Source organism: Paraburkholderia phenoliruptrix, from assembly GCF_902859825.1.
Lineage (GTDB): Bacteria > Pseudomonadota > Gammaproteobacteria > Burkholderiales > Burkholderiaceae > Paraburkholderia > Paraburkholderia phenoliruptrix.
Genome location: NZ_CADIKB010000011.1, coordinates 1 through 19,619 on the forward strand (window position 1 = coordinate 1; position 19,619 = coordinate 19,619).

18 protein-coding genes are annotated in these 19,619 nt (G+C 65.3%); 16 read left to right on the forward strand and 2 right to left on the reverse strand.

Going from position 1 to position 19,619, the window contains the following annotated elements:
- The 7 genes from HV711_RS13775 to HV711_RS13805 form a co-directional block, all read left to right on the forward strand.
- A partial coding sequence (locus tag HV711_RS13775; RefSeq protein ID WP_302479464.1) for a DNA polymerase III subunit gamma/tau C-terminal domain-containing protein occupies positions 1 to 787 on the forward strand: 787 nt, incomplete at its 5' end.
- A gap of 50 nt (positions 788 to 837) precedes the next feature.
- On the forward strand, positions 838 to 1,164 hold the full coding sequence (locus HV711_RS13780; RefSeq protein WP_013588467.1) for a YbaB/EbfC family nucleoid-associated protein: 327 nt from the start codon (positions 838 to 840) through the stop codon (positions 1,162 to 1,164).
- A 447-nt stretch (positions 1,165 to 1,611) separates the two neighbouring features.
- Positions 1,612 to 2,208 carry a recombination mediator RecR gene (gene recR, locus HV711_RS13785; protein WP_013588466.1) on the forward strand — a complete coding sequence of 199 codons (597 nt, stop codon included), beginning with the start codon at positions 1,612 to 1,614 and terminating at the stop codon, positions 2,206 to 2,208.
- 151 nt (positions 2,209 to 2,359) lie between these two features.
- Complete coding sequence (locus HV711_RS13790) at positions 2,360 to 3,601, forward strand: CaiB/BaiF CoA transferase family protein (RefSeq protein WP_035486200.1); 1,242 nt, start codon at positions 2,360 to 2,362, stop codon at positions 3,599 to 3,601.
- 71 nt (positions 3,602 to 3,672) lie between these two features.
- The gene (locus HV711_RS13795; RefSeq protein ID WP_035486199.1) at positions 3,673 to 4,710 is read left to right on the forward strand and encodes an ABC transporter substrate-binding protein; all 1,038 of its coding nucleotides are present in this window, start codon (positions 3,673 to 3,675) and stop codon (positions 4,708 to 4,710) included.
- A gap of 49 nt (positions 4,711 to 4,759) precedes the next feature.
- Positions 4,760 to 5,572 (forward strand): ABC transporter ATP-binding protein, encoded by an 813-nt coding sequence (locus HV711_RS13800; protein ID WP_013588463.1) that lies wholly within the window; start codon positions 4,760 to 4,762, stop codon positions 5,570 to 5,572.
- Positions 5,573 to 5,649: 77 nt separating this feature from the next.
- Positions 5,650 to 6,474: an ABC transporter permease gene (locus tag HV711_RS13805; RefSeq protein WP_013588462.1), complete on the forward strand. Its 825-nt coding sequence runs from the start codon at positions 5,650 to 5,652 to the stop codon at positions 6,472 to 6,474.
- Positions 6,475 to 6,595: 121 nt separating this feature from the next.
- Here the strand turns inward: HV711_RS13805 and HV711_RS13810 are convergent, their stop codons facing one another.
- Positions 6,596 to 7,570 carry an NADPH:quinone oxidoreductase family protein gene (locus HV711_RS13810; RefSeq protein ID WP_035486197.1) on the reverse strand — a complete coding sequence of 325 codons (975 nt, stop codon included), beginning with the start codon at positions 7,568 to 7,570 and terminating at the stop codon, positions 6,596 to 6,598.
- Between the two features lie 239 nt (positions 7,571 to 7,809).
- Between HV711_RS13810 and surE the strand changes: the two genes are divergently transcribed.
- The 6 genes from surE to rlmD all read left to right on the forward strand — a co-directional run bounded on the left by surE (position 7,810) and on the right by rlmD (position 14,026).
- A complete protein-coding gene (gene surE, locus HV711_RS13815) occupies positions 7,810 to 8,568 on the forward strand; it encodes a 5'/3'-nucleotidase SurE (RefSeq protein WP_013588460.1) in 759 nt (252 codons plus the stop codon).
- Positions 8,565 to 9,692, forward strand: coding sequence for a protein-L-isoaspartate(D-aspartate) O-methyltransferase (locus tag HV711_RS13820; protein ID WP_035477721.1), 1,128 nt, complete (start codon positions 8,565 to 8,567; stop codon positions 9,690 to 9,692). The genes surE and HV711_RS13820 overlap by 4 nt, the downstream gene beginning before the upstream one ends.
- Positions 9,693 to 9,697: 5 nt before the next feature.
- Positions 9,698 to 10,642: a peptidoglycan DD-metalloendopeptidase family protein gene (locus HV711_RS13825; RefSeq protein ID WP_028363214.1), complete on the forward strand. Its 945-nt coding sequence runs from the start codon at positions 9,698 to 9,700 to the stop codon at positions 10,640 to 10,642.
- Between the two features lie 11 nt (positions 10,643 to 10,653).
- Complete coding sequence (rpoS, locus tag HV711_RS13830; RefSeq protein ID WP_013588457.1) at positions 10,654 to 11,730, forward strand: RNA polymerase sigma factor RpoS; 1,077 nt, start codon at positions 10,654 to 10,656, stop codon at positions 11,728 to 11,730.
- 4 nt (positions 11,731 to 11,734) lie between these two features.
- On the forward strand, positions 11,735 to 12,511 hold the full coding sequence (locus HV711_RS13835) for a 3'-5' exonuclease (RefSeq protein WP_015002672.1): 777 nt from the start codon (positions 11,735 to 11,737) through the stop codon (positions 12,509 to 12,511).
- 90 nt (positions 12,512 to 12,601) lie between these two features.
- On the forward strand, positions 12,602 to 14,026 hold the full coding sequence (gene rlmD / locus HV711_RS13840; RefSeq protein WP_028363212.1) for a 23S rRNA (uracil(1939)-C(5))-methyltransferase RlmD: 1,425 nt from the start codon (positions 12,602 to 12,604) through the stop codon (positions 14,024 to 14,026).
- A gap of 132 nt (positions 14,027 to 14,158) precedes the next feature.
- Here rlmD and HV711_RS13845 read toward each other — a convergent pair whose 3' ends face one another.
- Positions 14,159 to 15,019, reverse strand: coding sequence for an outer membrane protein assembly factor BamD (locus HV711_RS13845; protein WP_013588454.1), 861 nt, complete (start codon positions 15,017 to 15,019; stop codon positions 14,159 to 14,161).
- Positions 15,020 to 15,057: 38 nt separating this feature from the next.
- Between HV711_RS13845 and HV711_RS13850 the strand changes: the two genes are divergently transcribed.
- The 3 genes from HV711_RS13850 (at position 15,058) to phaC (ending at position 19,582) form a co-directional block, all read left to right on the forward strand.
- Complete coding sequence (locus HV711_RS13850; protein WP_035477720.1) at positions 15,058 to 16,338, forward strand: RluA family pseudouridine synthase; 1,281 nt, start codon at positions 15,058 to 15,060, stop codon at positions 16,336 to 16,338.
- Positions 16,335 to 17,195 (forward strand): peptidoglycan editing factor PgeF, encoded by an 861-nt coding sequence (gene pgeF / locus HV711_RS13855; RefSeq protein WP_035477718.1) that lies wholly within the window; start codon positions 16,335 to 16,337, stop codon positions 17,193 to 17,195. The genes HV711_RS13850 and pgeF overlap by 4 nt, the downstream gene beginning before the upstream one ends.
- Before the next feature lie 548 nt (positions 17,196 to 17,743).
- Complete coding sequence (phaC, locus tag HV711_RS13860; RefSeq protein ID WP_035477717.1) at positions 17,744 to 19,582, forward strand: class I poly(R)-hydroxyalkanoic acid synthase; 1,839 nt, start codon at positions 17,744 to 17,746, stop codon at positions 19,580 to 19,582.
- Positions 19,583 to 19,619: the final 37 nt, after the last annotated feature.

The following is a 19,619-nucleotide window of genomic DNA, read 5'->3' on the forward strand; positions in this document are numbered from 1 at the left end:
CCCGGCGGCGAGGCCGGCCGCGCCGCGCGTCGTCGTTCCTGTGCCCACGCCCGGCGCGCCGCGCGGGGCGGCCCCGCAGCCCGCGGCGGGGCAATCTGGGCAATCGGCCCAGCCGGCCCAATCCGGGCAATCGGCCCCTGCGGCGGCGCGCAACGACGCCCGGCAAACAGGCTCGCCGGTGCCGCCGTGGGACGATATCCCGCCCGACGACTACATGCCGCTTTCCGCATCGGACGACGGTTACTACGGTCCCCCCGACGACAACTTCATGCCGGTGTTCGACAGCGGTCCGGACGATGTCCGCGTCAACGCGCCGGCGGCTGCGCCCGCCGTCGATCAGCGCCCGCTGCCGCCCGCCGTGCCGCTCGATCCGCTCGGCTTCACGGGCGACTGGCCGGCGCTCGCCGTCGACCTGCCGCTGAAGGGCATCTCCTATCAGCTCGCGTTCAACAGCGAATTGATGGCGCTCGAAGGCACCACGCTCAAGCTGAACGTGCCCGTGCCGCAGTACGCGGAGACCTCGCAGGTCGCGAAGCTCAAGGCGGCGCTCGCCGAGAAGCTCGGTCAGAATGTCGACGTGGTGGTGGAAGTCGGCCCGGCGCGCCGCACCGCGGCGGCTCACGACGCGGCGATGCGCGCCCAGCGCCAGCAGGAAGCGGAGCGCGAGATCAGCGCCGATCCGTTCGTGCAGTCGCTGATCCGCGAATTCGGCGCCAGCATCGTGCCGGGCTCCATCCGCCCGATTACGCCAGACGCCGGTCCGAACGGCGCATCCCAGGTTCACTGATTCGCCGCGCGCGATTCCCGAATTTCACGCTATCAAGAAGGAGCATTTCCATGATGAAAGGTCAACTCGCCGGGCTGATGAAGCAAGCCCAGCAGATGCAGGAAAACATGAAGAAGATGCAGGAGCAGCTCGCTCAGATCGAAGTCGAGGGGCAGTCGGGCGCGGGTCTCGTCAAAATCACGATGACCTGCAAGAACGACGTGCGCCGCGTGTCGATCGACCCGAGCCTGCTCGCCGACGACAAGGACATGCTGGAAGACCTCGTCGCCGCTGCCTTCAACGACGCCGTGCGCAAGGCCGAGGCCACCGCTCAGGAAAAGATGGGCGGCATGACCTCGGGCCTGCCGCTGCCGCCGGGCTTCAAGCTGCCGTTCTGAGCGACGCTTCGGGCGAGACTCGACCAAGGGGCGCGGCGGCGGCGAGGCGGCAGCGCGGCAAAGCAGCGAACGGCGTGTGTGCAGTGCGGGCGCCACGGCGCACAGTCCCGGCTCCCATTCGGGCCGATGCACCTGTGCCTCGCAGCGCCGGTCCCGCGACATGCACGCCGCCGTTCGCTGCTTTGCCGCGGTGAAGCGCGCCTCGCTGCTCGCGGGGTTTCCCGGCATCGGTTGCAGGCGGGCCGTTCTGCGCAATCCGTGCGCAGACCGCCGGCGCGGCAGAATCCGCTCGAGCCAGTTAGCAGCGTGCCGGCGGCGAGCGAGCAGGAAGTAGCAACAATCAGTAGCAACAAGCCGGCAGCCAGTGCGCAAGCAGCAGCCAAACGCTAGCAAGAAGCCGTCCCTTCGACCCATGCCCGGGTATCATCCAACTCGACGCCGATCCGCATGAAACAACCTTCCGCCTTGTCGGCGCTCGTCGAAGCGCTGCGCGCGCTGCCCGGAGTCGGGCCGAAGTCCGCGCAACGCATGGCGTACCACCTGATGCAGCACGACCGCGAGGGCGCCGACAAGCTCGGCCGCGCGCTGCTGTTCGCAACTGAGCATCTGCGGCACTGCGAGAAGTGCAATACCTTTACCGAGGCGCAGATCTGCGAGGTGTGCCTCGACCCTGAGCGCGATCCGAGCTTGCTGTGCGTCGTCGAAACGCCCGCCGACCAGATCATGCTCGAGCAGACCATGACCTACCGCGGGCTCTATTTCGTGCTGATGGGCCGGCTGAGTCCGCTCGACGGCATCGGCCCCAAGGAGATACATTTCGACCGGCTGGTGAAGCGCGCGTCCGACGGTGTCGTGAAGGAAGTCGTGCTCGCCACCAATTTCACCAACGAAGGCGAAGCCACCGCGCATTACCTCGGGCAAACGCTCAAGGCGCGCGGGCTTGCCGTCACGCGTCTCGCCCGCGGCGTGCCGGTGGGCGGTGAACTGGAATACGTCGACGCGGGCACGATCGCTCGTGCCATGCTCGACCGCCGCTCCATGTAGCCGCGGCGACGCGCGAGCGATTCACAGCGGCGCGCGAGCACGGTGTGGGCAGAGCACGAGCAGAACGCCCGGCCAGAACGCGAGCAGAAGACGAGCAGAGCACGAACAGAACGCCCGCCTTGCCGCGTTCACGAACAGAACAAAGGAGACTATGAGCGCAACGCCCCAATCCGCTGCCCACGAGGCGCCGTCATCCGCACCGGGCCCGCTCGCGGGCGTGAAGGTGCTCGAACTCGGCACGCTGATCGCGGGGCCGTTTGCCGCGCGTTTTCTCGGCGAGTTCGGCGCCGACGTCATCAAGATCGAAGATCCGAAGGGCGGCGACCCGCTGCGCAAGTGGCGCAAGCTTTATCCCGAAGTGGGCGGTACGTCGCTCTGGTGGGCCGTGCAGGCGCGCAACAAGAAGTCCGTCACGATCAATCTGAAGGCCGAGGAGGGCAAGGAGATCGTGCGCCGCCTCGCGCGTGAAGCGGACATCGTCGTCGAAAATTTCCGGCCTGGGCTGCTGGAAAAACTCGGGCTCGGCTACGACGTGCTGTCGGCGGAGAATCCGGGCCTCGTCATGGTGCGTCTTTCCGGCTACGGCCAGACCGGTCCGTACCGCGACCGGCCCGGCTTCGGCGCGATTGCCGAGTCGATGGGCGGTCTGCGTCATATCACCGGTTACCCGGACTTGCCGCCGCCGCGCATCGGCATTTCGATCGGCGATTCGATTGCGGCCTTGCACGGCGTAATCGGCGCGCTGATGGCGCTGCATCACAAGCAGGTGAACGGCGGCAAGGGGCAGGTGGTCGACGTCGCGCTGTACGAGGCCGTGTTCAACATGATGGAAAGCGTGGTGCCCGAGTACGGCGTCTACGGCATGGTGCGCGAGCGCACCGGCGCGTCGCTGCCGGGCATCGTGCCGTCCAACACCTATCCGTGCCGCGACGGCAGCATCGTGATCGGCGGCAATAGCGATCCGATTTTCAGGCGCCTGATGCTCGCCATCGAGCGCGAAGATCTCGCGAACGATCCCGCGCTCGCGCACAACGACGGCCGCGTGCCGCGCACAGAGGAGATCGACGCGGCGATTGCCGCCTGGCTCGCCACGCGCACCATCGACGAAGCGCTTGCGGTGCTCAATGCCGCCGACGTCCCGGTGGGCCGCATCTACAGCGTCGCCGATATGTTCACCGATCCGCAATACATGGCGCGTCAGATGATTCAGCGCTTCAAGTGGCAGGACGGCCGCGAGATCACGCTGCCGGCGGTCACGCCGAAACTCTCGGAGACGCCCGGCGAGACGCGCTGGCTCGGCCCCGAGCTGGGTGAACATACGGATGAAGTCCTGCAATCGCTAGGTTATGATGCAGACCACATCGCAAGGTTGCATGCGCAACAAGTTGTGTGAGCAACGACCGCCGCAGCCCGATAAATAAAATCGCAACACCAGAGTTCGCACGAGCCTCGGAGACAACAAACATGCATCGCAGAAGCTTTCTCGCCGGTACCGCGGCGCTCGCGGGCGCCACGCTCGCGGCCACGCCGCTCGCTTTCGCGCAGGGCAAACTGGAAACCACGAAGGTCGCCATTGCTGTCGGCGGCAAGAACCTCTTCTACTATCTGCCGCTCACGATTGCGGAGCGCCGCAATTTCTTCAAGGACGAAGGTCTCGACGTCGAAATCTCCGACTTCGCCGGCGGCTCGCAAGCATTGAAGGCGGCGGTGGGCGGCAGCGCGGACGTGGTGTCCGGCGCGTTCGAACACACGCTGCTCCTGCAGGCGCAAAAGCAGTCGTTCCGTGAGTTTGTCCTGCAGGGACGCGCGCCGCAGATCGTGCTCGCGGTGTCGAAGAAAACCATGCCGAACTACAAGTCGATCGCCGACCTGCGCGGCAAGAAAATCGGCGTGACCGCGCCGGGTTCGTCGACGTCGATCATGGCGAGCTTCGTGCTGGCCAAGGGCGGCCTCACCGCGAAAGACGTCGCGTTCATCGGCGTCGGCGCGGGCGCCGGCGCCATTGCCGCGTTGCAATCCGGGCAGATCGACGCGCTCGCCAACCTCGATCCGGTGATCACGAAGCTCGAACGCAGCGGCGAGATTCGCGTCGTCTCCGACACGCGCACGCTCGCGGATACGCGCAGCGTGTTCGGCGGCGACATGCCCGCGGGTTGCCTCTACGCATCGCAAAACTTCATCACGAAGAATCCGAACACCACGCAGGCGCTCACCAATGCGATGGTGCGCGCGCTCCGATGGCTGCAAACGGCCACCGGTACCGAGCTCATCAACACGGTGCCGGAAAGCTATCTGCTCGGCGATCGTGCGGTGTATCTCGACGCGTGGCAGCACGTCAAGGAAGCCATGTCGCCCGACGGCCTGATGCCGGTCGACGGTCCCGCCACGTCGCTCAAAACCCTGCAGGCATTCGACGCGACAGTGCAGGGTAAGCCGATCGACGTGTCGAAGACATGGACGAACGACTTCGTCAAGAAGGCGCTCGCCACCGCCAAGTCGTGAAGCCGCGCCGCGACCCACACCGAAACCGATCCACCAAGCGAGTCGAACGATGACCGTTGCAGCTCTGGCGCTCGAAAACATCACTTGCACTTTCGCCGCGCGCGACAACCGCTCGCAGCGCTACACGGCCGTCAAGGACACGACGTTGCGGATCGCGCCGGGGGAGTTCGTCTCCGTGGTCGGGCCGACGGGCTGCGGCAAGTCCACCTTGCTGAACGTCGGCGCGGGTTTGCTCGCGCCGTCGGCGGGCACGGTCAGCGTGTTCGGCGAACCGCTCGCGGGCATCAACCGGCGCGCAGGCTACATGTTCCAGGCCGACGCATTGATGCCCTGGCGCTCCGCTATCGACAATGTGATGGCCGGCCTCGCGTTCCACGGCGTGCCGCAGCAGGAAGCGCGCGCGAAGGCGGAAGAGTGGCTCAAGCGCGTGGGCCTCGGCGGTTTCGGCGACCGCTATCCGCATCAGTTGTCGGGCGGCATGCGCAAGCGCGTCGCGATGGCCCAGACGCTGATTCTCGATCCGGACATCATCCTGATGGACGAACCGTTTTCCGCGCTCGACATCCAGACGCGCCAACTGATGGAAAACGAACTGCTCGAGCTGTGGGCTGCGAAACGCAAGGCCGTGCTCTTCATCACGCACGATCTCGACGAGGCGATCGCCATGTCCGACCGGGTGGTGGTCCTGTCGGCGGGGCCGGGCACGCATCCTATCGGCGAATTCGCGATCGACTTGCCGCGTCCGCGCGACGTCGCCGAAATCCGCTCGCATCCGCGCTTTGTGGAGTTGCATGCGCAGATCTGGAGCGTGCTGCGCGACGAGGTACTGAAGGGCTATCAGCAGCAGCTCACTGCTGTCTGAGCACTGTCTGAGCGCTCGCTGAATGCAGCGCGTTTCGCGTCTATCAACCGTCTAAGGCAACCGAGGCAAACCGAGTCATGTGGAAGACGTTGCGCCCCAACCGGGCGAATCTGGTGATCTGGCAATGGCTGTTGCTCGTGCTGTGCTTCGTGCTCTGGTATGTGCTGACGAGCCCGACGCTGCTGCCGGCGTTCTATTTCGACGACCCGAACAAGGCCGCTTTCTTCTTCGGCGAACCGCAGAAAGTGCTGCAGCGCATCTGGGAGTGGTTCACGAGCGGCGAGATCTATCTGCACCTGTGGATCACGCTGCTTGAAACCGTGCTCGCGTTCGCGCTCGGCACCGGCATAGGTTTGGGCGTCGGTTTGTGGCTTGCGCTGTCGCCGCTGGCGAGCGCGCTGTTCGACCCGTACATTAAGGCCGCCAACTCGATGCCGCGCGTGATTCTCGCGCCGATCTTCGGCGTGTGGTTCGGTCTCGGCATCTGGTCGAAGGTCGCGCTCGGCGTGACGCTGGTGTTTTTCATCGTGTTCTTCAACGTCTATCAGGGCGTGAAGGAAGTGAGCCCGGTCGTGCTGGCGAACGCGCGCATGCTTGGCGCCAACGGCAAGCAACTGCTGCGCTATGTCTATTTGCCGAGCGCGATGAGCTGGGTGTTCTCGAGCCTGCACACGTCGGTGGGCCTCGCGTTCGTGGGCTCGGTGGTGGGCGAGTACCTCGGCTCCGCGCGCGGCGTCGGCTATCTGATTCTGCAGGCCGAAGGCACCTTCGATATCAATACCGTGTTTGCCGGCATCCTCGTATTGACGGCGTTCGCGCTGATTCTGGATGCAATCGTCGGCATGGGCGAACGGCATCTGATGAAGTGGCAGCCGAAGACCGGCGACACCGAAAAGCTGTAGGCGCCGTAGCGGCGCGAAACCGCCTCAAAACACAGCGTGTGGCCCGAAAGGCCGCACGCTGTTTTGTTTTGGCCGGACGCTCAGCGAACCGGTGTTCAGGCCAGCCGGGGCCGCGCTGCGCTTACGGCGTAATCACCACCTTGCCGATCACGCGCCGTTCGGCCATATCGCGCAGCGCGCGCGCCGTTTCGTCGAGCGAATAGCGCGCGGACACGTACGGCTTGAGCTTGCCTTCGCCGATCCAACCGACCATCTCGCGGAAAGCGGCGTGATTGCGCTCCGGCTCGCGCTTCGCAAAGTCGCCCCAGAAGACGCCGACCACACTCGCGCCTTTCAGCAGCGTCAGATTCAGCGGCAGCTTCGGAATCTCGCCGTTCGCAAAGCCGACCACCAGATACCGTCCGCGCCAGCCGATGCTGCGAAAGGCCGGCTCCGTGTAGGCGCCGCCGACGGGATCGTAGATCACGTCCGGGCCCAGGCCCGCGGTCAGCGCCTTGATGCGCTTGCGCAGGTCTTCGGTGCTGTAGTTGATCGTCGCGTCGGCGCCATGCTCGACGCACACCGCGAGCTTTTCGTCGCTCGATGCCGCCGCGATCACGCGCGCACCGAGCGCCTTGCCGATTTCCACCGCCGCGAGTCCGACACCGCCCGCCGCGCCGAGCACGAGCATCGTCTCGCCGGCCTGCAGCGCGCCGCGATCCACCACCGCATGATGCGACGTGCCGTACGCGAGCGTGAAGGCCGCCGCCAGTTCGAAGTCGATGCCGTCCGCGAGCGGCACGCAGGCCGACTCGCTCGCAAGCGCCTGTTGCGCGAAGCCGCCCGCGCCCGTGAACGCGACCACGCGCGAGCCGGGCCTGAACCGTGTGACGCCGGCGCCCGCCGCGCGCACGATACCCGCCACTTCCGAGCCGGGCGTGAAGGGCAGCGGCGGTTTGAACTGATACCTGTTCTCGATGATGAGCACATCGGGGAAATTGACGGACGCGGCCTTCACGTCGATCACGACGTGTCTCGGCGGCGGCGCCAGATCCGGCAGATCTTCGACGGTCAGGCTCTCGGGCGGCCCGTACTGGTTGCAGCGAATCGCGCGCATCGTGTCTCCATTCGATCAGGTTTCGCAACGGCTCCGAGTGTAAAGCATCTGCACGATCGTGCGATTCGCGGTTTCGCCGTGCGCAGCGCCTCGGGTTCTTCGCCTCGATGTCCGTTCGAGCGCGTTTGCGGCGGCGCATCGACGAGGCGAGGCGTTGTGGTCCGCGCACCGGCGCCCGCCCCGCGCGACGCGCTTGCCGTGTCGTTCGCGCGCCTTCTTTCCTCGGTTACAATCGCCGCATGCGAATCCTACTCAGCAACGACGACGGCTATCTGGCGCCCGGCCTTGGCGCGCTTTACGAAGCGCTCAAGCCGCTCGCCGACGTGACCGTGATGGCGCCCGAACAGAATTGCAGCGGCGCGTCCAACTCCCTGACCTTGTCGCGGCCGCTTTCGGTTCTGCGCTCGGCAAATGGTTTCTATTACGTGAACGGCACGCCCACCGACTCCGTGCACATCGCGCTGACCGGCATGCTGGACCACACGCCCGACCTCGTCGTATCCGGTATCAACAACGGTCAGAACATGGGCGAGGACACGCTCTATTCCGGCACCGTCGCGGCGGCGACCGAGGGCATCATGTTCGGCGTGCCGGCCATCGCCTTCTCGCTTGTCGACAAAGACTGGGTGCATCTGGAAGCCGCGGTTCGCGTCGCGACCGAAATCGTCGCGCATTACCTCGCGCATCCGCTGCCGGGGCATCCGCTTCTGAACGTCAACATCCCGAACCTGCCGTACGAGCAGCTGGGCAGCTGGCGCGTCACCCGGCTCGGCAAGCGGCATCCGTCGCAGCCGGTCATCCGCCAGACCAATCCGCGTGGCGAGCCGATCTACTGGATCGGCCCGTCGGGCAGCGCGCGCGATGCGAGCGAAGGGACGGATTTCCACGCGGTGGCCAACGGCCATGTGTCGATCACGCCGCTGCAACTCGACCTGACTCACACGCAAATGCTGCCGGCGGCGCACGACTGGGCGCGCGCGGGCAGCGGCGCTTCATGACGAACGAGCGCGCGAAGCGCTTCCCGCTCGGCCTCGAGGATCTGGTGCGCGAGCCGCGTCGGCCCGAAGGCCGCCCGGGGGAGGTGCGCGCTGCGGCGCTTGCCGCAAGTGCGGCGCTCAATGGGCGGCAGCAGCCGGCGAAAAATCCGCAGGCAGGTGCGGCGAGCCCAGCCTCGTCAGGCTCAGCAGGCAAATTGCAGCCGAAGCAGGGCAGAGCGCCCACGCCGCTTGCCGCCAAACCGTCCGTCGCGACTCCGCCGAAGCCGCTTGCCGCGCCCGCGGCAAAAACATCGGCGCGGCCGGTCGCGCAGAGCACGAGCGCGCGCCCGTCGGCCGGCGCCAGGACGGCAGCGGCAGGACCCTCGCCCGCGCGAACCGCAGGCAGGAACGCCGCGCCTTCCGCGCCGCCCGCGAAGCCCGCGGCCACGCGGCCGAATGAACGCAGCACCGGGCCCAACGTCGCGTTGAACGGCGCCATGGCGTTGACCTCGGAACGGGTTCGCGAACGTATGGTCGAACGCCTGCGTGCGAACGGCGTCACCGATCAGCGCGTGCTGAGCGCGATGTCGGTGGTGCCGCGTCATATGTTCGTCGACCCCGGGCTCGCGGTCCAGGCGTACGAAGACGCCGCGCTGCCCATCGGGCATCACCAGACTATCTCGAAGCCGTCGGTGGTCGCGCGCATGATCGAGCTCGCGGCGGCGGGCCGGGCCTTGAACAACGTGCTTGAAATCGGCACCGGTTGCGGCTATCAGGCGGCGGTGCTGAGCCAGGTCGCGCGCGAGGTGTATTCGATCGAGCGCATCAAGCCGCTATCGGAACGCGCGAAGACAAACTTGCGTCCGCTGCGCATTCCGAACATCCGGCTGCACTATGGCGACGGGCGTTTGGGCTTGCCGTCGGCGGCGCCTTTTGACGCGATCCTGATCGCCGCGGCGGGCCTCGACGTGCCGCAGGCATTACTTGAACAACTTGCGATCGGCGGCCGTCTGATTGCGCCCGTCGGCTCGCAGGAAGGGCACAGCCAGGTGCTGACGCTCGTCGAGCGTGTCGGACCGGCGCAGTGGCGGGAGTCGCAGCTTGATCGCGTTTTCTTTGTACCCTTAAAATCCGGAGTGATTTGACACCGATGAGTATGTTGCGCGCGATGCAAAGAACCAGCCTGAATGTCCCCCTGTCCGTAACCCAGCGTAGCGTGTGCGTGCTCGCCTTGTCCCTGTTGATGACCGCCTGTGCATCCCGGCTCGACCAGGCGCCGGTCGTCGACCGCTCCGGCGGCACTGTGCTCGGCACGCAGGCCGGCCAGACGGCGCAGCAACCCGCGGCGCCGCTCGGGCCGCCGCCGCCCGGCTACTACCGCGTGAAGCCGGGCGACACGCTCTACCGGATCGCGCTCGAGAACGGCCAGAACTACCGCGACATTTCGGCGTGGAACAATCTCACTAACCCGAACCAGATCGAGGTGGATCAACTGCTGCGCGTGGTGCCGCCAGGCGCGAACACCGCGGCGTTGACGCCGGGTGTCGCGACCGCGCCGATCGGCAGCAATGGCACGTTGCAAACGGCGCCGCTCAATGGCTCGTCGTCCACGGGCGCGGCGGCCGGCGTGGCCGCGCCGCCCCTCTACGGTTCGAGCGCGAACAACGCTGCTGCGACGCCGCCGTCGAGCGCGGGTGCAGCAAGCGACTCGAGTGCGGGTGCGTCCGGCAATGTGAGCTTCGTGTGGCCGGTGCGCGGGCCGCTCCTCGGCACGTTTAACGATTCGACAAACAAAGGCGTCAACATCGGCGGCTCGGCAGGCGAAGCAGTCAAGGCCTCCGCGGACGGCCGCGTGGTTTATGCCGGAAATGGGCTGCGTGGTTACGGCAATCTCATTATTATCAAGCATGACGCAACTTATCTCACCGCGTATGCACACAACCGCGCTTTGATGGTAAAAGAGGGGGACGCGGTCACGAAAGGGCAGAAAATCGCCGAGATGGGCAACAGCGATTCAGACCGCGTCATGTTGCATTTCGAAGTTCGCCGGCAGGGTAAACCTGTCGACCCACTGAAGTATTTGCCGCCGCAATAAGCGATACGACCATGCCGAAACCGAAGCGCCGCCTGCCGCAAGCCGAATCTGAAACGATCAGCGATGCCACGTCCGCTTCGGTGGACGACAGCGGCGCGTCGGAAGCGGAAGAGGAACTCGTCGAGGAGCGCGAACTCGACGACCGTCAGGGCGCCGAAGAGGGCGAGGCGCGCGAGGGCGCGGCCGAGGCCGTGCCCGACGCGGACGACTTCCGCGCGCTGCTGCAAGCCGAGCTGACGGCCGACACCATTCAGCACTACCTGAATCGCATCAGCGTGAAGCCGCTTCTCACCGTCGAGGAAGAGCAGAAGTACTCGCGTCTCGCGAAGGCGGGCGAGTTCGAAGCGCGGCAGGTCATGATCGAGCGCAATCTGCGGCTTGTCGTCAGCATCGCTAAGGGTTATCTGAACCGGGGCGTGCCGCTGCTCGACCTGATCGAAGAAGGCAACCTCGGCCTCATGCACGCCATCGAGAAATTCGATCCCACGCGCGGCTTCCGGTTTTCTACCTACGCAACCTGGTGGATCCGACAGAGTATCGAGCGCGCGATCATGAACCAGGCGCGCACCGTGCGCCTGCCGGTGCATGTGATTCGCGAGCTCAATCAGGTGCTGCGCGCGAAGCGCCATCTGGAAAAAAATTCGATGAATTCGGGCGAAGCCGCCGAGCGCCGCGACGCCAGTATCGACGACATCGCTTATCTGACCGGCAAGACCACCGACGAAGTCACCGACATTCTTGCGTTGAACGAGCATACGGCCTCGCTCGACGCACCGCTCGACCTCGACCCGGCAAGCAGTCTGCTCGATCTGTTGTCCGACGACCAGAGTCAGTCGCCGGATGCGGAGGTGCAGCATCGCGAGCTCGAAACGCTCACGCGCGCGTGGCTCGCACGTCTGTCGGACAAGCATCGCCATGTGATCGAACGCCGCTTCGGTCTGAACCACATCGAACCCGCCACGCTCGAAGAGCTGGCCGATGAAATGGGCCTCACGCGCGAGCGGGTGCGCCAGATCCAACAGGAAGCGCTCGTGCGGTTAAAGCGCTTCTTCGCCTCCAACGGCGTTCGGAAAGACGCCGTTCTCTGACTTGATGACACCGATTCTTGTTTTCGACATCGAGACGATTCCCGATGTCGCCGGCATCCGCCGTCTCGACGATTTGCCCGCTACCCTGAGCGACGCCGAAGTCGCCGAGCACGCGTTCGCCGCCCGCCGCGAAAAGACCGGCAGCGATTTTCTGCCGCATCACCTGCAGCGGATCGCCGCGATTTCCTGCGTGTTCCGCGACAACAACGGCTTTCGTGTGCGTTCGCTCGGCACGCCCGAGGACGGCGAAGCGGCGCTCGTGCAGTCGTTCTATCGCGTGATCGAGAAGTACACGCCGCAGCTCGTCTCGTGGAACGGCGGCGGCTTCGACCTGCCGGTGCTGAACTACCGCGCGCTCGTCAACGGTATTCCCGCCTACCGGTTCTGGGATCTGGGCGAGGACGACCGCGAGTTCAAGTGGAACAATTACATCAGCCGCTACCATGCGCGGCACACCGATCTGATGGACGTCCTCGCGATGTACCAGGCGCGCGCCAACGCGCCGCTCGACGCGCTCGCGAAAATGTGCGGTTTCCCGGGCAAAATGGGCATGGACGGCAGCCAGGTGTGGCACGCGTATCAGGAAGGCCGCATCGAGGAAATCCGTAATTACTGTGAGACGGACGTCGTCAATACGTATCTGCTCTATTGCCGCTTCCAGTTGATTCGCGGCGGGTTCTCCGCCGCCGAATATGCCGACGAGATCAATCTGGTCAAGAACGCGTTGGCGCTCGAAACCGCGCCGCAATGGGCGGAGTACCTGGCGGCCTTCGAGCAATAGCCGCGCGGGCGTGCGCACGGGGCGGCGCGTCGCGGGCGCCGGCTTCGTCTACAATCTCGCCTTTCTCCCAAGTTTGTCAGGAAGTAGCAGGTGTCCCGAACTGCCCCCCACCGCCGCTCGCCAAAGCGGACCGCCAGGCACCCCAAGCCCGCGCCCGCGCTCGTCGTCACCGGCAATGAACCGGTTGTCGAAATCGTTTCGCTCGACATGGAAGCGCGCGGCGTCGGCCGCGTCGAGACCGAAGACGGCACGCCCGGCAAGGTGATCTTCGTCGAAGGCGCGCTGCCCGGCGAGCGCGTCAGTTACTCCACGCATCGCAGCAAGCCGAAATTCGAGCAGGCCGAAGTCGTGCAGGTGTTCCGCGAAAGCGTGATCCGCACCACGCCGAAATGCGCACACTTCGATATTTGCGGCGGCTGTTCAATGCAGCACCTCGACATTCGCGCCCAGGTCGCGGTGAAGCAGCGCGTGCTCGAAGACAACCTTCAGCATCTCGCGAAGCTGCGCCCGGAAACCGTGTTCCGGCCGATCCACGGACCGGCTTGGGGCTACCGCTATCGCGCGCGTCTTGCCGTGCGTTTTCTGCCGGAAAAGGGCGGCATGCGCATCGGCTTTCATGAGAAGAAGAGCAGCTATATTGCAGACATGAAAACCTGCGAAGTGCTGCCGCCGCATGTGTCGGCCATGCTGATGCCACTGCGCTTCATGGTGAGGAAGCTCTCCATTTACGACCGCATGCCGCAGCTCGAGCTGGCGGTCGGTTCGTCGGTCACGGCGCTCGTGGTGCGCAACCTCGAACCTTTGACCGAGGCCGACGAACAGGTGCTGCGCGAGTTCGCCGACGAGCACAAGGTGCAGTTCTGGATCCAGCCGGGCGGCCCGGACACGGTCACGCCGCTGTATCCGCTCGATGTGCAGCTCGACTACACGCTGCCCGAGTACGGCATTCGCATGCCGTTCAAGCCGACGGACTTCACGCAGGTCAATCACGCGATCAACCGCGTGCTGGTGAGCCGCGCGCTGCGCCTGCTCGCGCCTGCGCGCACGGACCGCGTGCTCGACCTCTTCTGCGGGATCGGGAATTTCACGCTGCCGCTCGCGCGTATCGCGAGGGAGGTGGTGGGCATCGAAGGCAGCGAAGTATTGACTTCGCGCGCGCTTGCCAATGCGGAGCTGAACGGCGTGGCGGGACATACGTCGTTTGCCTGCCGCAACCTGTTCGAAGTCACCGCCGACGACCTCCGCGCGCTCGGCCACTTCGACAAGTTCCTCATCGATCCGCCGCGCGAGGGCGCTCTGGCCGTTTCCAAGGCGCTGGCCGAGATCGCGCAGAGCGGCAATGGGCCGCTGCCCAGGCGGATCGTCTACGTGTCGTGCAATCCGTCGACGCTCGCCCGCGATTCAGGCCTTCTGGTGCACGAAGCAGGCTACCGGCTCGTGGGTGCGGGCGTCGTGAACATGTTCCCGCATACGTCGCATGTGGAGTCGATCGCGCTCTTCGAACGGGACTTTTGATTCGGCAGAGTGATTCGGCAGACTCGGCGAATACACGCTTTGAATGAGCGTACTAAGCAAAACGCCACGACCGAAGTCGTGGCGTTTTGCTTTTAGAGCGCGGTTCAGCGGGGCTTCACACCGGCGTGCGGCTTAGAACTGCCACCACGATTTTTCCTTGCCCGGCCGTGCATGGCCCGTGACGTACGGGCTGTCGGGGAAGGTGCCGGCAAGCACGCGCTTCGTGTCGTCGGCGAGTTGCGGCTGGTTCAGCTTCTGATACGACAGCATCATGATGTGCAGCGCGTCTTCAATAGCCGGTGCGTTCTTGTATTCCTTCAACGCGAGCTGCGCGCGGTTGATGGCAGCCACATAAGCACCGCGACGGTAGTAGTAGTCGGCCGCGTGGACTTCGTGCGAGGCCAGCGCGTTCACGATGTAGCGCATGCGTTGCGCGGCGTCCGGCGCATATTTGCTGTTCGGGTATTTGTCCACCACCACCTTGAACGCGTCATACGACTCGCGCAGCGACTTCGGATCGCGCTCGCTCATGTCCTGGCCGGAAAAGCGGCCGAAGAGACCCAGGTCGTCGTTGAAGTGGATCATGCCCTTCAGATAGTACGCATAGGCGATGTCCGGGTGATCCGGGTGCAGCTGGATGAAGCGGTCGATTGCCTGGTCGGCGGCCGCGGTTTCATTGTCTTTCCAGTTGCAATACGCGACGTTGATCTGCGCCTGCTGGGCGAAGTGGCCGAACGGGTCGCGACCTTCGAGCATTTCGAAGTATTTCGCGCACTTGCCGAAGTCGCCGCCGTTCAGGGCGTCGTTCGCCTCCGTATATAATTTGTTGTTGTTCCACGTTGCCGTTTCGTCGGTCTTCTCCGGCAGGCCGTGGCAAGCCGCAACAACCGCGACGGCTGCGGCACACGCAATGTATCCGGCCACTTTCCGGGCCGCGTTCTTCATGGCCTTCAAATTGATCGCCGCTTTAGTGATGGTGTTCAAGGCTCGCATTTTCCAGTCTAGCTTTACGTCCAGGTGACCCAGACTCAATGACCCGCTCAAATACTCCAGGCGCTGCAACCGGTGCCGGGAATAGCAACGAAGATTATAACGTAAGCGCCGACCCCTCCGACGCGTTGGGCCCGGATTCCCTCGACGACGATCTCGGCGCCGACGCGCTCGGCAAGGGCGCGCTCGCGAGCACCGTGCCGACGGTGGCAAACCGCGTCGCGGACGAAACGCCGCGCAGCGTCGTGGTGCCCGACGAGCTGGCGGGCGAGCGCCTCGACAAAGTGCTCGCGCGCGTCTTTCCCGAATTCTCGCGCAACCGTCTGCAAAGCTGGATCGAGGCCGAGCGCGTGCGCATCGACGGTAAGCCCGCAAAGATTCGCCAGCCGGTGCCGCTGGGCGCGACCATTGAGCTCGTGCCCGACCTGCTGCCCGAACAGCTCGCGTTCACACCCGAACCGGTGCCGCTTGACATCGTCTACGAGGACGGCACGCTCGTCGTCATCAACAAGCCGGCCGGCATGGTCGTGCATCCGGCCGCCGGCAACTGGAGCGGGACCGTGCTGAACGGTCTGCTGTACCGTTACGGCGACGCGGCGGCGGGCTTGCCGCGGGCGGGCATCGTGCATCGGCTCGACAAGGAAACCTCGGGCTTGATGGTGGTCGCGCGCACGCTCGAGGCGCAGACCGACCTCGTGCGCCAGCTGCAGGCGCGCACGGTGAAGCGCCGCTACCTCGCGCTCGTGTGGGGCAATATGCCGGAAGAAGGCACGATCGACGCGCCGATCGGCCGCGATCCGCGCGAGCGCACGCGCATGGCGGTGGTGACGGGCGCCTCGGGCAAACCGGCGCGCACGCATTTCCGGCGCGTCGACACGGCGCTCTGGCAACGGCAGCCCGTGACCGCGATTCACTGCGATCTCGAAACGGGCCGCACGCATCAGATTCGCGTGCATTGCGCGCATATCGGGCATCCGCTGCTCGGCGATCCGGTGTATGGACGCGCACGCGGCAAGCGCTCGGTCGCGCCGCTGCCTGGCGACTTCGCGCGCCAGGCGCTGCATGCGTGGCGGCTCGGTCTGATTCATCCGAAAACCGGGCGTACGATGCAATGGCGCGCGGATGTGCCGGAAGACATCGCGGCACTCTCGGCGGCGCTGGGCCTCGGTCGCGACGATGCAGGCGAGTTCGACGAAACGTATTATGAGGAAGACGGCTACGAAGCATCGTTCGGCGACGAGCCGGCCGATCTGGACGAATACGATGAAGACGAAGCCGCCGACGATTCACACGAAGACGAAGACGAGGACGACCGCGCATGACGAGCCTGCCCGAGCTGACTTTTGCTGACGTCGTGCAACCGGCGTGGAACGTCGCGCCGCGCGTGCGCGCGCTCGTCACCACGCGCAACGGCGGCGTGAGCGCGCCGCCGTTCGGCCGCTGGCACGACGGCGCGGATGAGCCCGGCGGTCTCAATCTCGGCATGAAGTCCGGCGACGATCCGGCCGCGGTTGCGGCCAATCGCGCGCGGCTTCTCGCGCTCGCCGGCGTGAGCGAGGCGGCGTGGCTCGCGCAGGTGCATGGCGCGCGCATCGTCGGCGCGCAGGAGGCGCTGCGCGAAGCACAGGCAAGCGGCGCGCCGCCGCAAGCGGACGCGAGCGTGACGGACCGCGCGGGCATCGCCTGCGTGGTGATGGTTGCCGACTGCATGCCGGTGCTGATCTCCGACGAAGCGGGGCGCGCAGTGGGCGCCGCGCACGCGGGATGGCGCGGACTCGCGGCGGGCATCATCGAGCAAACGGCGGCGCGTGTCGCCGAACTCGCCGGGGGAGAAGCGAGCGCGCTGCGCGCCTATCTCAGACCTTGCATCGGGCCGCAGTCGTTCGAAGTCGGCCCCGATGTGCGCGACGCCTTCCTGCATGCCGCCGTGGCCGGCGAACGCGACGCCACCGCGAGTGCGTTCGTCGCGCATCCGCGCAACGCCGGCAAATATCTTGCGGATCTGCCGGCGCTGGCCCGCCTGCGCCTGCAGCGCCTCGGCGTCACGCGAATCGCGGGCGGCGATCTGTGCACGGTGACCGATCGCGAGCGCTTCTATTCATACCGGCGCGATCGCGAGACGGGACGCATGGCCGCGTTGATCTGGCTCGACGACGGCGCTCAGACACTCGGTGACTGATGCGGACGCGAGCGCAGCCGCGGCGCTGCGGCTGCGGGCGCGAACCATTTTGCGAAGCGCCATCGAAAATGGTTGTTCGCACATGCGACCATGTGTTTTTGCTGCGCTGCCGGAAGGCCTCGAGTCGAACGGGACGGGCCATTCCGCAGCGCATGTGAGCGGCCGATAAATGTGAATTAAGCGCGGCAATACCGCGTTTTTTCGCTAGCCGCCATTCAGTTGACATATGTCTGAAAATGTCGATCGGCGATACAGGGAAAACGATAATTAAAAAACTATCGCACTGCGGCAAAATCGGGAACAAGCATTGACATGCCTTGCGATGGGGAGCAAGAATGTTCCTCACAGCTCCTCGTACATGGGACAGGGCGTGACGAGGTCGCGAGCGATCGCCCACGTGCGCAGAACCTGCCTCTCAACCGTCCGCAAGGACTTACCGGTCAAAAGCAGGTATGGCAGCTTCTCATTCCTCAGCTTCCCCCAGCACCGACTCCTCGAAGGAGCATACGCAGCAGTCCGATACGAACGGCGCAACTCCTGCCGCGGGCATGCAGCAATTTTTCGACGCATGGTTGAACGCGTGGCGCTCGCTTGGCGCCGGGGCGGCCAGCAACGGCGCGCCGTTCGCGATGCCGCAGGTTGCGCCGATGCAAGGGGCGACGCCCTTTGGTCTACCGCCCATGCCGTCGTTTCCCGGCATGCCTGACTTCAGCAAGCTGGCGGCGGGCGCCATGCCCGGCATGCCCGGCATGCCATCACTCGCCGGTTTGAACATCCCGGCCGCGGCGATTCCGCCTGAACGTCTGCAGAAACTGCAAGCCGACTACACGCGTGAAGCGATGGTGCTGTTGCAGCAGGCGGGCGGCAGCTGCGCCGCGCCGAAGGTGCCGGAGTTGAAGGACCGCCGCTTCAGTTCCGAGGCATGGAGCGCGACGCCGGCCTTCGCCTTCACCGCCGCCTGGTATCTGCTGAACGCACGCTATCTGCAGGAAATGGTGGACGCGCTCGAAGCCGAGCCGAAGGTCCGTGAACGCATCCGTTTCGCCGTTCAGCAATGGACGGCTGCCGCCTCGCCGAGCAATTTCCTCGCGTTGAATCCCGAGGCGCAAAAAACCTTGCTCGAAAGTCAGGGCGAGAGCTTGCGCCAAGGCGTGATGAATCTGCTCGCCGACATGCAGCGCGGCAAAATCTCGCAGACGGACGAATCGCGCTTCGTCGTCGGCGAAAATCTCGCGACCACCGAAGGTTCCGTCGTCTTCGAAAACGACCTGATCCAGCTGATCCAGTACAAGCCGCGCACGGCGACCGTGCGCGAGCGGCCGCTCCTCATCGTGCCGCCTTGCATCAACAAGTACTACATCCTCGATCTGCAGCCGGAGAACTCGCTCGTTGCGCATGCGCTCGATTCCGGGCACCAGGTATTCCTGATTTCCTGGCGCAATGCGGATGCGTCCATCGCGCATAAAACGTGGGACGACTACGTCGGCGAAGGCGTGCTTACCGCCATCCAGACGGTCAGCCGGATCAGCGGCCGCGAGCAGATCAATACGCTCGGTTTCTGCGTCGGCGGCACGCTGCTCGCCACGGCGCTTGCGGTGGCGGCGGCGCGCGGCGAACATCCTGCCGCGTCCATGACGCTGCTGACCGCGATGCTCGACTTTTCGGACACCGGCGTCCTCGACATCTTCGTCGACGAGGCGCACGTGCAGATGCGCGAGCAGACCATCGGCGGCAAGAACGGCGCGCCGCCGGGACTCATGCGCGGCATCGAATTCGCCAACACGTTTTCGTTCCTGCGGCCGAACGACCTGGTGTGGAACTACGTCGTCGACAATTACCTCAAGGGGCGCACGCCGGTACCGTTCGACCTGCTGTACTGGAACAGCGACTCCACGAGCCTGCCGGGCCCCATGTACGTCTGGTATCTGCGCAATACGTACCTCGAAAACCGTCTGCGCGAGCCGGGTGCCGTGACCACCTGCGGCGAGCCGGTCGACCTGTCGAAGATCGACGTGCCCACTTTCATCTACGGGTCGCGCGAAGACCACATCGTACCGTGGCAAACGGCGTATGCATCGGTGCCGCTCCTCACCGGGCCGTTGAAGTTCGTGCTGGGCGCGTCGGGCCATATCGCCGGCGTGATCAACCCGCCCGCGAAAAAGAAACGCAGTTACTGGACGCTGGAAGGCGACGTCAAGACCTTGCCGGAGAATCCGGACGAATGGCTCGGCGACGCGAAGGAAGTGCCCGGAAGCTGGTGGCCCGAGTGGACCACGTGGCTCGATCAGTACGGCGGCAAGAAAATCAAGCCGCGCGCCGCGGCGGGGTCGGAGGAATTCCCCGTCATCGAGCCGGCGCCGGGGCGCTACGTGCGGCAGCGCGAGTAAGCGTCCGGTCGCGCCGGGCGCAACGAAGCAAACGAGC